Genomic DNA, 15,710 nt, shown 5'->3' with positions numbered 1-15,710 from the left:
AAAAATGAAATGGCCCGATCGCAAGATCGGGCCATTTTTGTTTGCGCTGAGTAGGGCTCTACAAACCGCACCGTACGTCTGAAAACGCCGGTTCACGCCTGAGCCAGAATGCACCCCAGCAACCCCGGAAAGCGAATATCCAGCTCCTCGGTGCGCAGCGAATTCATGTGCGTGGTGCCGATGTTGCGCGTATGCACCAGGCCTGCATCGCGCAGCACGCGGAAGTGGTGAGACATGCTGGACTTGGGCCGTCCGCCGTCGAGCTCGCCGCAGGTCGCCTCCTCTACCGTGGAAAGACAGCGAACGATTTCGAGGCGTACGGGGTCACTTAATGCGTAAAGCAAACGCTCAAGTGTGAGTTCGGTCGGTAACGGATGTTTGAAGGCGCGCATGCCGCGCATCATAGCGAGGGGTTTCATTCTTCGCCATATTTCGAATACTATCGAACAAGCGAATTCAATCATCAGGAGTATTTCATGTCTGCATTGTTCGAACCCTTCACGCTGAAGGACGTGACCCTGCGTAACCGCATTGCCATCCCTCCAATGTGCCAGTACACCGCAGACGACGGCGTCATCAACGAGTGGCACCACGTTCACCTCGCGAGCATGGCCCGCGGCGGTGCGGGCCTGGTGGTCGTCGAAGCCACTGCCGTCTCCCCTGAAGGCCGCATCACTCCGGGTTGCGCCGGCATCTGGAGCGACGAGCACGCCAAGGCGTTCATTCCTGCGGTGCAGGCAATCAAGGCAGCCGGCTCGGTCCCGGGCATCCAGATCGCCCACGCCGGTCGCAAGGCCAGCGCCAACCGTCCATGGGAAGGCGACGACCACATGGCCGCCGATGATGCCCGCGGCTGGCAGACCATCGCACCCTCGGCCATCGCCTTCGGCGCCAACCTGCCGAAAGTCCCCCAGGAAATGACCCTGGACGACATCGCCCGGGTCAAGCAGGACTTCGTCGACGCTGCACGCCGTGCCCGTGAAGTCGGCTTTGAGTGGATCGAGCTGCACTTCGCCCACGGTTACCTGGGCCAGAGCTTCTTCTCCGAACACTCCAACCAGCGCACCGATGCCTACGGTGGCAGCTTCGACAACCGCAGCCGCTTCCTGCTGGAAACCCTGGCCGCCGTGCGTGAAGTCTGGCCGGAAAACCTGCCCCTGACCGCGCGCTTCGGTGTGATCGAGTACGACGGCCGTGACGAGCAGACCCTCAGCGAATCCATCGAACTGGCGCACCGCTTCAAGGCCGGCGGTCTTGATCTGCTCAGCGTCAGCGTCGGTTTCACCATCCCGGAAACCAACATCCCGTGGGGCCCGGCCTTCATGGGCCCGATCGCCGAACGCGTACGCCGTGAAGCCGATATCCCGGTGACCTCGGCGTGGGGTTTTGGCGATCCGAAACTGGCTCAGGCCGCCGTGCAGAACGGTCAGCTGGACCTGGTGTCGATCGGCCGGGCGCACCTGGCGGATCCGCATTGGGCTTATTTCGCCGCCAAAGAACTGGGCGTCGACAAAGCCTCGTGGACCCTGCCTGCGCCCTACGCGCACTGGCTGGAACGCTATCGTTAAGCGTCCCGCGTAAAAAAATGCCGCCCTTGAGGCGGCATTTTTATTTGTCGACGGCACTGGTTACTATCCGCTGCCGGCCGCCTGTGAGTGCGCCCTGCCCGATTGAATTTCCTGCCAGGACCTGCCGATGATCAGAGAGTTGAAAACCTTCGTCTGCGTCGCGCGTCGAGGCACCTTTGCGGCGGCCGGGCGCGAGGTCGGGCTGACCCAATCGGCGGTGAGCGCGCAGATCAAGAACCTCGAAGACGCTCTGGGCGTCACCCTCTTTGATCGCACCGGCCGCGCCGCCACCCTCAACGCCGCCGGACAACGCGCCGTGGCACTGGCCGAAGAAATGCTGCAGCTGTTCGGGCGCATGGGCAGCCCCGACAGCGCCAATGACTTTCGCGGCGCGCTGCGCATCGGCGCCATCAGCACGGCGCAGACCGGCATCCTGCCGCAAGCCTTGGTGGCGCTGCGCAGCAAGGCGCCGTTCATCGAGGCCAGTCTGGTGCCTGGGGTTTCATTGAACCTGCTCAGTCAGGTGGACGCCGGCGAGCTCGATCTGGCGATCATGATCAAACCGCCGTTCGCCCTGCCCAAAGAGCTGCACGCCGAGGTCCTCGCCAGAGAACCGTTCGTGCTCATCACGCCATCCGGCATGCAGGGCGACGACCCTCGGCAGATCCTCAGCGACCACCCTTTCATTCGCTACGATCAGCGCTCGTTCGGCGGCCGCCGGGTCACGCAGTTCCTGCGCGAGCGCAAACTTGAGGTGCGGCAAACCCTGGAGCTCGATGAGCTGGACGCCATCGTCAAGATGGTCCGCGCCGGGTTGGGCGTGGCGCTGGTGCCCATGGCCGGGTTGTGGCTGGAGCATGCGGAGGACGTGCGGATCATCGACCTCGGTGAGCTGACCTTTTTCCGCGAGATCGTGCTGGTGAGCAAATACCTGCAGCGGCACACACCGCTGCTGGAATTGTTCAGAAGCTGCGTCGTGAACGCGCTCCCCCGCGCAGACTGACGCCATTGCCCGTCGTGCAAGTGCGCCTCGGCGGTCACACCTTGAATTTTCCGACCAGCGTCTGCAGGTGCACGCCCAACCGGGCGAGTTCAACACTGGACGCTGCGGTTTGTTCGCTGGCGGCCGATGTCTGCTCGGAGACTTCGCGAACGCTGATCACGCTGCGGTTTATCTCTTCCGCGACGGCGCTTTGCTCTTCAGCGGCAGCGGCAATCTGGTGGTTCATCGACTCGATGGACAGCACCGAGCGGGTGATGCCGCCCAGGGACACCCCGGCGCGCCGGCTCAGTTCGACACTGCTGTCAGTCAGCACGCGGCTGTTTTCAAGGATCCCCGCCACCTGCTGCGTGCCCCTCTGCAGACCGGTGATCAGTTGCTCGATTTCTTCAGTGGAAGACTGGGTACGCTGGGCCAGGCTGCGCACCTCGTCAGCGACCACCGCAAAGCCCCTTCCCGCCTCGCCCGCCCGCGCAGCCTCGATGGCGGCGTTCAACGCCAGCAAATTGGTCTGCTGAGCGACCGACTTGATGACATCGAGGACGCTGCCGATTTTGCCGCTTTCGGTTTTCAGGTCCGCCATTGCCACCGTCGAGTGGCCGACTTCGGCAGCCAGGCGCTCAATTTGATTGATGGCCTGACGCACCACCTCGTCACCGTCGCGGGCCTCACGGGTGGCGGTGGCCGCGGCCTCGGACGCGCTTTCCGCGTTGCGTGCAACTTCCTGCACCGTGGCCGCCATCTCGTTCATGGCCGTCGCCACCTGATCGGTCTCGATCTTCTGGCTGTTGACGCCCGCACTGGTTTGCTCGGTGATCGCTGACAATTCCTCGGCGGCACTGGCGATCTGCGTCACGCCATTGCGCAGCCCGGCAATCAGTTCGCGCAGGTTGACCGTCATCCGCGCCATGCTGCGTTGCAACATGCCCAGTTCGTCTTTGCGCGACACCACACGGGCATTTGTCAGGTCACCACCGGCCACCTGCTCGGCAGTGCGAAGCGCGTCCATCAAGGGCAGGACAATCAAGCGAGTGATCAGCCAGGCCGCAAGAATGCCGAGGATCAATGCGCCCAGTGTCGCGCCGCCCAACACGTTACGGGCGGCGTCCACATCTTCGCTGCGCAATACGGCCTGATTTTTTGCCAGTGCGTTACTGGCGGCAAACAGGCTGGCAATGTCTTCGTTCAACCCCAACTGAGCGTTGGCGGCTCCCGCTTGAGCCTCGCTGAACTGGCTGACCGTCAGCAAATAAGCGTCGAGAGCCGAGCCGAGGTGTTGCACGGCATCGTTTTGTGCCGCCGGCAGCGCCTGACCAAGGACCGTGGTGTAGGCGCGAGCGTCACTGATGGCTTTTTTGGCCGGTGCTTCAAGCTCGGGCTTGAGGCTGTAGGTGTAGCCGCGCAATTGGAAGCGCGCCTGCTCGACCAAGGCCTGCGCCTTCACCACCGCAGCGGTCTGCGCAGCGTCGCCGTTCGCGGAAATTGCGGCCTCAATCTTCTGCAATTGCTCCACCGCGGCGTCCGCATTGCTGCCGAAAATCCCACGAGAGGCCTCGCGATTCTGCACAGATTGAACGTAGTCGCTGAAGTGCGCGCGGTAGCGCTTGACCGCCTCCGTCGCCGACTGAATATGCGGGATATTCAACGCCGAATCGAAATTGGCGCGGCAGTACGCCAGGTGACTGTCGAGGTTGTCCAGCGCCTTGACCACCACAGCGGCGTGATCCGCATCGTAATTGAGCGTGTAGGACAAGCGCGCGATGCGCATGTCACGCGTCAGGTCATTGAGCTTTGAGATGTCGAGAATCCGGTCTCCCCTTTCACTCAGTCCGCCGATCCCGGACCACCCTGCCAACGCTATCAGTAGGGTCAACACCAGCACTGCGCCAAAGCCCAGAGACAGCTTGGATTTGACGCTGATGTTTTCCAGCATCCTGTTCATCGCAGTGAGCATAAGTTTTCCAGTCCGATCCGATCATTAAGAGATGCTGAATCGGTTTATCGGCCGCTGGACAGGTAAGTTGAAGTGGCTGCAGTGCGGCTGAAACGAAAACGGGCGCCTTTGACAAGCACCCGAGGGGCACGCCCGGATTATTTGGCGAACAACTGACTCATGTCCTTGAACGCCTTGAATTCCAGCGCGTTGCCGCACGGATCGAACAGGAACATGGTGGCCTGCTCGCCCACCTGGCCCTGGAAGCGGATGTAGGGTTCGATCACAAACTTCGTTTCCCGGGCGCGCAGACGCTCCGCCAGCGCCTCCCATTCTTCCCAGTGCAAGATGATGCCGAAGTGCGGGACCGGTACGTCGTGGCCATCCACCGCGTTGGAATGCACGGATTCCTGGGAAGTGGTCTTCGGGTGCTCATGGATGACCAGTTGATGACCGTAAAAATCGAAATCGACCCATTGCTCGCTGGAGCGGCCTTCGGAAAGACCAAATACGTCGCCGTAGAAGTGGCGCGCGGCGGCGAGATCGTAAACGGGAATGGCGAGATGGAAGGGCGAGAGGCTCATGGGCGATCCTTGGAGCGGGAATGACAGAGCGGATTGTTGACCCTAATCGCACGCCGTAAAAGCGAATTATCCTTCTGCCGAGCCTCAACAATTTTGATCAATCGGGCGCTTGATACCGCTTGAATCATTCCAAAAACGAAGTTCTGGGAAATTTCATACAGGGCCAATGGAACTTTCGTAGTGGCGTTCTGCCCTACATCCGTTCGGGTGATTACTCTCCCCGGTTTTATTGACCTTTCTGGCTATCTCCACCATGAAAAAGCTACTGCTCGCTGCCCTTTGCCTGTCTTCTTTCGCCATGACCGCCAACGCCACGCAGATCTCCGGTGCATTGGGTGCCACCAGCCAAGGTGGCGTCACCGGCCGCGTTGCCCTGGGTTTCGACTGGGACAAGTCCTGGCTGGAAAGCTCCACCGGCAAGCTGACCGGCTATTGGGACCTGGGCTACACCTACTGGGAAGCAGGCAAACAGGCAGGCGCTCGCCACTCGGCGTCCTTTGCCCCAGTGTTCGTTTATGAGTTCGGCAGCGGTCCGGTGAAGCCCTATATCGAAGCCGGTGTGGGCGTTTCGTTGTTTACCGGTTCATCTGCGGGTGACCAGAAGTTCGGTTCCGCTTTCAACTTCGAAGACCGTCTCGGTGCCGGCCTGAAATTCGGCGACACCCAGCGCGTCGGCCTGCGCGTTACCCACTATTCAAACGCAGGAATCAAGGAGCCTAACGACGGGATCGAATCCTATGCGCTGGTCTACAGTCATGCGCTCTAAGGGATGAGGACTTAGCTGCGAGCTCGAGGCTTCAAGCTTCAAGCGCTGTACTTCGTGCTTGGGCCGCATAAGTCGAATGCCAGAGGGCTGCTTTTTGCAGCCCTTTTTTTTGGCGTCTGCCCTGCTCCACTTCCTCACGTCCTCGCCCTCCGCCCTCCTCGCTTAGCACGGTTACATGACTTGCGGGCCGTACACCCAGGACCGATTGTCAGATTCCAGTCAAATAGAGGCCTGTTTTGCGCAGCAAGCCATTCATCTATCCCGCTGGCCGCCGATAGCCCGACTGACACACTGCAATCCTTTCCCTGCAATCGCTTGAAGGCCCTCAAGGCATGACCAAATCCCTGAAATTCAGCCATAAAATCCTGCTGGCGGCGTCGCTGGTGGTGATCGCCGCGTTTACCTTATTCACCCTCTACAACGATTATCTGCAACGCAACGCCATCCGGGATCAGTTAAGGGAAAGTCTGAACCAGATGGGCGAAAGTACGGCCGGCAATATCCAGAACTGGATGTCGGGACGCATCCTGCTGGTGGAAAACGTCGCCGAGGGCGCCGCCGTGTCGTCGCCCGAGGTGTTCAACGGGCTGCTCGGTCAGCCAACGCTGATCTCGACGTTCATGAGCATCTACCTGGGCAGAGCCGATGGTTCATTCGTAACGCAACCGCCTGATGACATGCCCGGCGATTACGACCCGCGCACCCGCCCGTGGTACACCGATGCACTGAAGGCCGGCAAGACGACCTTGACCGAGCCCTATCTGGACGCCGTGACCAAAGGCCTGATCGTGACCATCGCCACGCCGGTGAAAGGCCCCTCCGGCGTCGCCGGCGTTGCGGGCGGCGACCTGAGTCTGGAAGTGCTGGTGAAGATGATCAGTGCGCTGCGCCTGCAGAACGACGGCCATGCTTTCCTGGTCGACGCCAACGGCCGCATTCTCGTGCATCCGGACACCTCGCTGGTGATGAAAACCCTGGCCGAGGTCTACCCGAACGCTACGCCGCGCCTGTCCGAAGACGTCAGCGAAAGCGAGCACGCCGGCAAGACCGAAGTCGTCACCTTTGCTCACGTTGACGGTCTGCCGTCGGTCAACTGGTACGTCGGCATCGCGGTGGACAAGGCCCAGGCCTACGCCGCACTGGGCGATTTCCGTAACTCGGCGATCGTCGCCACGATCATCGCCGTGGTCCTGATCATTGCGCTGCTGGGCGTGTTGCTCAGCGTGCTGATGCGTCCGCTGAACACCATGGGCCGCGCCATGCACGACATCGCGGCAGGTGAAGGCGATCTCACCAAGCGCCTGGAGATCCTCAGCCAGGACGAATTCGGCTACCTGGGCAACGGCTTCAACCTGTTCGTGGAGCGGATCCATGACTCCATGCGCGAAGTGGCCTCCTCCACCGTGCAGCTCAACGAAGTCGCGCTGCGCGTGGTCAGCGCGTCGAACTCCTCGATGCTGAACTCCGATCAGCAGGCCAACCGCACCAGCAGTGTGGCGGCAGCCATCAACGAGCTGGGCGCTGCGGCGCAGGAGATCGCGCAGAACGCCGCCATGGCGTCCGGGCATTCCAGCGATGCGCGCAATATGGCGTCCAGTGGTCAGGCCGTGGTCGGTCAGAACATTCAGGCGATGAACCGTTTGTCGACACGCATCAGCGGCGCCAGCGAGCAGATCGAGCAGCTCAACACCAAGACCGCCAACATCGGGCAGATTCTGGAAGTCATCACCGGGATCTCCCAGCAGACCAACCTGCTGGCCCTCAACGCTGCCATCGAAGCAGCACGCGCCGGGGAAGCCGGGCGCGGGTTTGCCGTGGTCGCTGACGAGGTCCGCAGCCTGGCCCACCGCACTCAGGAATCGGCCAGCCAGGTGCAGAAAATGATCGAGGAGCTGCAGCACGGCGCCCGTGAAGCGGTGGCGATCATGAACGACAGCCAGCGCGAGAGCCATGAAAGCGTCAGCATCGCCAATCAGGCCGGCACCAGCCTGGAAAGCGTGACCGTGCGCATCGGCGAGATCGACGCGATGAACCAGTCGGTCGCCACCGCCACCGAGGAGCAGACTTCGGTGGTCGAAGCGATCAACGTCGACATCACCGAAATCAACACACTGAACCAGGAAGGCGTGGAAAACCTGCAGGCCACGTTGCGCGCCTGTTCCGACCTGGAACGTCAGTCGGTGCGTTTGACGCAGCTGGTGGGCAGTTTCCGTATCTGAGGCAAGACGGAGCGCTGTTCATCGCAAACCTGACGCTTGATCGGTCAGTCCTTGCGAAAACAGCGCTCCGACGAAATGATGGCACTAAGACATCACCGATGATGTCATAGTCCGGTAACCCATCTCTTTGGTGCAACATGCTTTCCTTTGTCCTCGATCGACCTGGCCCCCATGACGCGCAACTTCTCGCCGAGGTCGATCGCACCATCGCATCGCGTTTTCGCAGCCTGCGTTTCAGCACTGAGCTGGAACAGCGCTACGAGGCCGAAACGCTTGAGCAACGCCGCCAGTTTCTGTCCGCCGTGGGCATCGGCGGCATCCTCATCTACAACCTGTTCATGGTCAGCGACTGGCTCAGCCTGAACGACATGTTTACCTACGTGGCACTGGGCCGTGTCTGCCTGATGACGCCGATCTTTATGATTCTGCTGATCATCGCGCGGCGCGCCAGCACCCGACGCATTGTGGAAGCGACGGCAGCCATCGGCACCGTGACGTGTTCGGTGATGCCGCTGATAGCGATGATCTACAGCGAAAGTCCGTTCCGCTTGCACTATCAGCTGGGGATGCTGCTGATCATGGTGTATTGCACGGTGATCCAGCAGGTGCCGGTGCGCTGCGCGGCGGTGGCCATGGCCTGCATGCTGGTCATTCAGCTGGTGACCACTTACCTCGCTGAGTTCGCCGACTTTCAGATCTGGCAAGCCAATGCGCTGTTGTTCTTCTCCACCGCGGCGTTGCTGATGATGGCGTCGTGGTTTCTGGAACACGGAAGCCGCCTGAGTTATCTGTTTGCGTTGCGCGGGCAGTTGCTGCGAGCGCAACTGGTGGAACTGGCGCGCATCGATTCGCTGACGCAATTGTTCAACCGGCGTTTTCAGGGCGAGGTGCTGGCCTCCCTGTGGAGCCGCGCAACGCAGACCCCCACGAACGTCGCGGTCATCCTGCTGGACATCGATCACTTCAAATCCTACAACGACAACTACGGGCATCTGCAGGGCGACACCTGCCTGCGGTTGCTGAGTGGCGTGATCCAGCGCACGGCGCAGAAAGCCGACGCCCTGACCTTTCGCTTCGGCGGCGAGGAAATCATGGTGCTCATGACCCACGCCCACCCGGCTCAGGCCAGGGCCCTGGCAGAAAACCTGCGTGCTGCGGTCGCCGCGCTGAACGTGCCCCACCCGGTGCTGGGCGACGGCGCCAGGGTCACCATCAGCCTGGGCGTCGCCATCGCCAGCGCACCTCAGACCAGCGCCGAAGCGCTCATCGCCATGGCCGACAAGGCCCTCTATGCCGCCAAGGGCGAAGGCCGCGACTGCCTGCGCTGCGCCCCCGCTGAAGTGGCCTAGTAGGCCCGCTAACCCATAATAGGACCGGCTAACGCGAACTTTGCGGGACCGGCTTTAGCCGGGAAGGCGTTGGTCGTCACACTGCAGAATCGAGGGTGCCCACCCTAGCCTCTTCCCGGCTGAAGCCGGTCCTGCCAAGCGATCTTCATCGCTCGCAGACTCCTCATCTCTCCAACAGTGCCAGAAAAGCACATCCCTCCAAACGTCAATTACGTGACACCAACAACCACCAAAATGTGCCGATCGTCACAAAACGACGGTTTTCCGACATACGGCGACAACTTTTCCGTTCAGGTGGGTCATACCTGCTGCAGTGCCGATTGGAAATTGGCACGCAGCGTGACCTCAGCCTGTGACCGGAGATAAGTACATGATTTTTAACGTCCAAAATTTTGGCGCCAAGGGAGATGGCGTCTCTGACGACACCGCGGCCATCCAACAAGCGATTGATGCAGCTGCGGCGGCGGGTGGAGGACAAGTCTATGTACCCCCCGGGACCTACATCGTCTCAGGCGGCGAGGAACCGTCCGACGGCTGCCTCATGCTCAAGAGCAACGTCTACATGTACGGCGACGGCATGGGCGTCTCCAACATCAAGGTCGCGGACGGTTCGGACACGAAAATCACCGGCGTCATCCGCTCCGCCTACGGCGAAGAGACCCACGACTTCGGGCTGAGCAACCTGACCATCGACGGCAACCGGGACAACACCACCGGCAAGATCGACGGCTGGTTCAACGGCTACATCCCGGGCAAGGAAGGTTACGACTCCAACGTCACCCTCGATGGCGTGGAAATCAAGGACTGCTCCGGTTACGGCTTTGACCCCCACGAACAGACCGTGAACATGGTCATCAAGAACAGCGTGTCCCACGGCAACGGCCTGGACGGCTTTGTCGCTGACTTCCTCAGCGACAGCACCTTCGAAAACAACATCGCCTACGACAACGATCGCCACGGTTTCAACGTGGTCACCAGCAGCCACGATTTCACCCTCAGCAACAACGTCGCCTACGGCAACGGCGGTGGCGGCATCGTCGTGCAGCGCGGCAGCGAGAACATCCCTTCGCCGAACAACATCACCATCACCGGCGGTGAGGTCTATGGCAACGGCGCCGAAGGCGTGCTGATCAAGCTGTCCAGCGAGGTCACCATGACCGGCGTCGACATCCACGACAACGCCAGCGCCGGCGTTCGCATCTACGGCAGCAACAACGTCGACGTCATCAACAACACCCTGAGCAACAACTCACTGGGCGGCGGCGTACCGGAAATCATCATTCAGTCCTACGACGACACCAAGGGCGTTTCCGGCAAGTATTACAACGGCAGTGACAACACCGTTCAGGGCAACACCATCAACGGCAGCGCCCTGTCGACCTATGGCGTGGCCGAGCGCAACGAAGACGGCACCGACCGCAACGCCATCATCGGCAACACCATCACCCATACCACCAAGGGCGACACCCTGGTGTATGGCGATGGCAGCTACGTCAGCGCGACCGTGCCAGTGGTAGCGGTTCAGGGCACCGACGGCAACGACACCCTGCTGGGCAGCGACGCCAACGAGATCTTCTACGCCGGCGCGGGCAATGACACCGTCAACGGCGGTGGCGGCAGCGACATCCTCATCGGCGGCGCCGGGGTCGACAAGCTCACCGGCGGCGCGGGCGCGGACATCTTCCGCTTCACCAGCGAGTCCGACAGCTACCGCACCGCGACCACCAGCTTCGACGACACCATCACCGACTTCGACCCGACCCAGGACAAGATCGACCTCGCCGGCCTGGGCTTCACCGGGCTGGGCAACGGCCGTGGCGGCACCCTGCAGATCAGCTACAGCGCCAGCAACGACCGCACTTACATCAAGGATTACGATGCCGACACCAACGGCAATCGCTTCGAGCTGATCCTCGCCGGGAATCTGGTCAGCGCACTGACCGCCGACAACTTCATCTTCAACCGCACCCTCACCGGCACCACCGGCAACGACTCGCTGCAGGGCACTGACGGGGCAGACACCTTGCTGGGTCTGGCCGGCAACGACAGCCTGGCGGGCGGCGCCGGGGACGATCGTCTCGACGGCGGCGCGGGGCAGGACACCCTGAGTGGCGGCGCTGGCGCTGACACCTTCGTGTTTTCCAGCCGCACCGACAGCTACCGCAACTACAACGCCGGCGGCGCCAACCTGGGCGACGTGATCACCGATTTCGACGTCACCGCCGACAAGATCGACCTCTCCAAGCTGGGCTTCACGGGCCTTGCCGACGGCATGAACAACACCGTGTACGCGGTGCTCAACGACGCCGGCGACAAGACTTACATCAAATCGCTGACCGCCGATGCCGAGGGCAACCGCTTTGAAGTGGCGCTCGTGGGCAACTACCTCGACAAACTGACCAGCGCCAACTTCGTGTTCGCCACCGCCCCGACGGTCAATCAGGCGCCCGTCGTCGCCAACCCGCTGCTGGATCAGAACGCCACCGAAAACACGCCGTTCAGCTACGTCGTGCCCGGCACCAGCTTCACCGATCCGGACAACGACACCCTCAGCTACAGCGCCACCCTGGCCGATGGCACGGCGCTGCCGACCTGGCTGATTTTCGATGCCGCGACCCGCACCTTCAGTGGCACCCCAGGCAACACGGCGTCGGGCACCTACGCAATCAAGATCACCGCGAGCGACGCCACCAACGCCACCGTCAGCGACAGCTTCACCCTTGCCGTGCAGGACGTGCCGGTAACGCCGGGCGTGATCAACGGCACGCCGGGCAACGACACGCTGACCGGCACCACCGGCAACGACCAGATCTTCGGCGGCGCGGGCAATGACACCCTGAACGGCGGCGACGGCAACGACGTCCTCATCGGTGGCGCCGGTGCCGACAAACTCACCGGCGGTGCGGGGGCGGACGTGTTCCGCTTCACCTCCACCCAGGACAGCTACCGCACGGCGACCACCAGCGCCAGTGACCAGATCCTTGATTTCGATGTCACCGCCGACAAAATCGACGTCTCGGGCCTGGGCTACGGCGGCCTGGGCAACGGCCTCAACGGCACGCTGCAGGTGACCTACAACGCCAGCACCAACCGCACCTACGTCAAGGACAACGTCGCGGACGCCAACGGCAACCGTTTCGAACTGTCCCTGGCGGGTAATCTGGCCGGCAGCCTCAACGCCAGCCACTTCGTCTTCGCCAGCCAGAATGCGCCCGTCAACGTGGCGCCGGTGGTGGTGATTCCGCTGCTGGACCAGAACGCGACGGAAAACTCGCCGTTCACCTACGCGGTCACCAGCAACAGCTTCTCCGACGCCAACAACGACGCGCTGACCTACACCGCGACCCTGGCCGATGGCAGTGCCCTGCCCGACTGGCTCACATTTGACAGCGCCCGCCTGACCTTCAGCGGCACGCCGACCAGCACCGCCTCCGGCAACTACACGCTGCTGATCAAGGCCACCGACCCGTCGGGGGCGTCGGTCAGTGACAGCTTCGCCCTGGCCGTGGCCGATGCGCCGGCCAGCACCATCACCGGCACCGACAACGGCGAAGCGATCGCCGGCACTGCCGGCGCCGACCTGATCCTCGGCCTGGGCGGCAACGACACCATTCGCGCCGGCGCAGGGCCGGACATCATCGACGGCGGCGCGGGTCGCGACTCGCTGTACGGTGGCGACGGCGCGGATACCTTCCGCTACACCAGCGTCCAGGACAGCTACCGCGACTACAACACCGGCGGTGTCACCGCGACTGACACGATCTACGATTTCACCCACGGCGTGGACAAGATCGACGTCTCCGCCCTGGGCTTCCTCGGCCTGGGCGATGGCAGCAACGGCACGCTGTACCTGAGCCTCAACGCCGCTGGCGACAAAACCTACATCAAATCCAGCGTCCCCGACGCTGACGGTCACCGCTTCGAGATCGCCTTGAGCGGCAACTACATGAACACCCTCACCGCCGACGACTTCGTGTTCGGCTCCCGGGCCGACCAGGACATTCTGTTCCTGCCGACCCTCGGCCAGTCCAACGCACGTCTGCTGCGCATGACCGAAGACGACAGCCAGTCCGGCACCACCATGCTGGTGGACGGTTTGAGCAAATACACCACCTACGACGTGCGCAGCCAGTTCAACGACGCTGACGGCAATGGCATCGACATCGCGGTGGGCGGCAGCACGGTCAACGGCCTGTCGACCCTCGGCCCTGAAGAGCTGAAGCTGTGCTGGTGGCTGACCGACACCGACCAACCGGGCCCGGCCCTGTTGCGCGCCGTGGCCTTGCTGAACGACCAGCTCACCGAGCTGAAGTCGATCGACAACGTGACCATGGGCATCATCTGGGGCCAGGGCGAAGAAGCGGCGCAGGAAATCGCCCGCGCTTCGGACAAGGATGCTGCGGCGGCGGCGTACAAGGCGGCGACCTTGTCGGTGTTCGATTACCTGCACGCGCAGTTCGGCAACTTCAACGTGTACATGATGGAAACCGGTCACTACGACCAGGACGCGGCCCGCGCCCGCGGCTTCTCGGAAGAGAAGATCGCCGGCATCGTCGAAGGTGTCGGCTACGTCCGCGCCACCCAGGAAGCGATCGCCGCCCAGCGTGACGACGTGAAGATTGCGGTGGATTACACCGACCTGCCCCTGCGCCACGAAGTCGACCCGCTGGTCTACCCCGACGACGTCTGGCACTTGCATGAAGAGTCCGCCGAGATCGTCGGTCAGCGTCTGGCCGACTACATCGCCGACGACCTGGGCTTCCACGGTGACCCGAGCGACAACAACAGCGTACAGGCCATCTTCGACGGTGCGCAGAACGAAGGCGGCATGATCTTCGGCACCGACCAGGACGACACCCTGGTGGGTTCGTCCGGCAACGATACGCTGGACGGCGACCTCGGCGCCGACAGCATGACGGGCGGCGACGGCAATGACATTTACATCGTCGACAACGCCTTCGACAGCGTCACCGAAAGCAGCGACTCGCCGTCGCAGATCGACACCGTGCAGGCGTCGGTCAGCTGGACCCTCGGCGCGAACCTGGAAAACCTGGTGCTCACCGGTGTTTCAGCCATCGACGGCAACGGCAACGAGCTGCGCAACTTCATCACCGGCAACGCGGCCGCCAACGTGATTGATGGCGCCGGCGGTGCCGACAGCATGAGCGGCGGCAATGGCAACGACACGTACTACGTCGACAACAGCGGCGACAGCGTGATCGAAACCAACGCCGATCGCGTCTCCGGCGGCATCGACAGCGTGCACAGCACCCTGGCAACGTTCACCCTCGGCGCCAACGTGGAAAACCTGTACATCGACAGCCTCGATGCGGCGAACGGCATCGGTAACGCGCTGGACAACGTGCTGTTCGCCGGCATCGGCAACAACGTGCTGGACGGGCGGGACGGTAACGACACCGTGTCTTACGTTGGCGCGCAGGCAGGCATCACCGCCACGCTGTCGACCTCGGCCCAGCAGAACACTGGCGGCTCGGGCCTGGACACGCTGAAGAGCGTCGAGAACCTGATCGGCAGCGCCTTCGCCGACAGCCTGACCGGCAACAGCGGCGCCAACGTGCTCAACGGCGGCGCCGGCAATGACACGCTGATCGGCGGCTCGGGCAACGATCGTTTGATCGGCGGCGCGGGTACCGATTCGCTCACCGGCGGCACCGGGGCCGACACTTACGTGTTCGACTCTGTCGCCGACATGGGTGTCGGTGCGCTGCGCGACGTGATCAACGGCTTCAAGAGCGCCGAAGGCGACTTGCTCGACTTCAGTGCCCTGGACGCCAATCCACAGACGCCGGGCATCGACGCGTTTACCTTCATTGGCAGCAACGCCTTTGACAGCAACGACGCCACCGGGCAGATACGTTTTGCCGACGGGATCCTCTACGGCAGCATCAACGCCGACGCCACCCCGGACTTCGAAATCCAGCTGGTCGGCGTCAAGGAGCTGCACGTCACTGACCTCGTTGCCTGATTGATCGCGTAAACACAAAAACGGCCTCCGCAATGGAGGCCGTTTTTTTTGCGTGATCAGTACGACCAAACCCTCTGATACACCGCATATCCCCTGTAGGACCGGCTTCAGCCGGGAAGGCGTCAGATGCCACACCCAAAATCCGCTGCGTACTCAATGGCCCCTTCCCGGCTAAAGCCAGTCCCACTAAAAGCATCCCGTGCATCCAATGTGACTGACTGAAACCCGAACGATGGGATTGCATATCCCCTGTGGGACCGGCTTCAGCCGGGAAGGCGTCGGATGCCACACCCAAAATCCGCTGC

At 62.3% G+C, this 15,710-nt stretch carries 9 protein-coding genes and 1 pseudogene; 7 read left to right on the top strand and 3 right to left on the bottom strand.

Annotated features, from left to right (window positions below):
• Window positions 1-92 precede the first annotated feature (92 nt).
• Window positions 93-392 (bottom strand): helix-turn-helix domain-containing protein, encoded by a 300-nt coding sequence (locus ABEH28_RS02435; RefSeq protein ID WP_346626131.1) that lies wholly within the window; start codon window positions 390-392, stop codon window positions 93-95.
• Between the two features lie 84 nt (window positions 393-476).
• Between ABEH28_RS02435 and ABEH28_RS02430 the strand changes: the two genes are divergently transcribed.
• Window positions 477-1,568 (top strand): NADH:flavin oxidoreductase/NADH oxidase, encoded by a 1,092-nt coding sequence (locus ABEH28_RS02430; protein WP_346628975.1) that lies wholly within the window; start codon window positions 477-479, stop codon window positions 1,566-1,568.
• Between the two features lie 127 nt (window positions 1,569-1,695).
• Window positions 1,696-2,571, top strand: coding sequence for a LysR family transcriptional regulator (locus ABEH28_RS02425; protein WP_192172514.1), 876 nt, complete (start codon window positions 1,696-1,698; stop codon window positions 2,569-2,571).
• A 34-nt stretch (window positions 2,572-2,605) separates the two neighbouring features.
• Here the strand turns inward: ABEH28_RS02425 and ABEH28_RS02420 are convergent, their stop codons facing one another.
• Entirely contained in the window at window positions 2,606-4,522 is a 1,917-nt protein-coding gene (locus tag ABEH28_RS02420; protein WP_346628974.1) for a methyl-accepting chemotaxis protein, read from the bottom strand.
• Window positions 4,523-4,659: 137 nt separating this feature from the next.
• On the bottom strand, window positions 4,660-5,085 hold the full coding sequence (locus ABEH28_RS02415) for a VOC family protein (protein WP_074883781.1): 426 nt from the start codon (window positions 5,083-5,085) through the stop codon (window positions 4,660-4,662).
• Between the two features lie 253 nt (window positions 5,086-5,338).
• On the opposite strand from ABEH28_RS02415, the gene ABEH28_RS02410 reads away from it, so the two are divergent.
• From ABEH28_RS02410 to ABEH28_RS02390, 5 genes and pseudogenes are all read left to right on the top strand, one after another.
• A complete protein-coding gene (locus ABEH28_RS02410; protein ID WP_282371647.1) occupies window positions 5,339-5,851 on the top strand; it encodes an acyloxyacyl hydrolase in 513 nt (170 codons plus the stop codon).
• 332 nt (window positions 5,852-6,183) lie between these two features.
• On the top strand, window positions 6,184-8,070 hold the full coding sequence (locus tag ABEH28_RS02405) for a methyl-accepting chemotaxis protein (protein ID WP_346628973.1): 1,887 nt from the start codon (window positions 6,184-6,186) through the stop codon (window positions 8,068-8,070).
• A 137-nt stretch (window positions 8,071-8,207) separates the two neighbouring features.
• Window positions 8,208-9,419 (top strand): GGDEF domain-containing protein, encoded by a 1,212-nt coding sequence (locus ABEH28_RS02400; protein ID WP_282371643.1) that lies wholly within the window; start codon window positions 8,208-8,210, stop codon window positions 9,417-9,419.
• Between the two features lie 370 nt (window positions 9,420-9,789).
• Window positions 9,790-10,845, top strand: a pseudogene (locus ABEH28_RS02395) (glycosyl hydrolase family 28-related protein); the annotation flags it as partial.
• Window positions 10,846-11,043: 198 nt separating this feature from the next.
• Window positions 11,044-15,405 (top strand): putative Ig domain-containing protein, encoded by a 4,362-nt coding sequence (locus ABEH28_RS02390; RefSeq protein WP_346629188.1) that lies wholly within the window; start codon window positions 11,044-11,046, stop codon window positions 15,403-15,405.
• The last annotated feature ends 305 nt before the right edge of the window (window positions 15,406-15,710 follow it).

It is taken from the genome of Pseudomonas sp. Ps21-P2, from assembly GCF_039672565.1.
GTDB lineage: Bacteria > Pseudomonadota > Gammaproteobacteria > Pseudomonadales > Pseudomonadaceae > Aquipseudomonas.
Note: the sequence above shows the minus strand (reverse complement) of the source record. Positions and strands in the feature narration are given on the sequence as shown.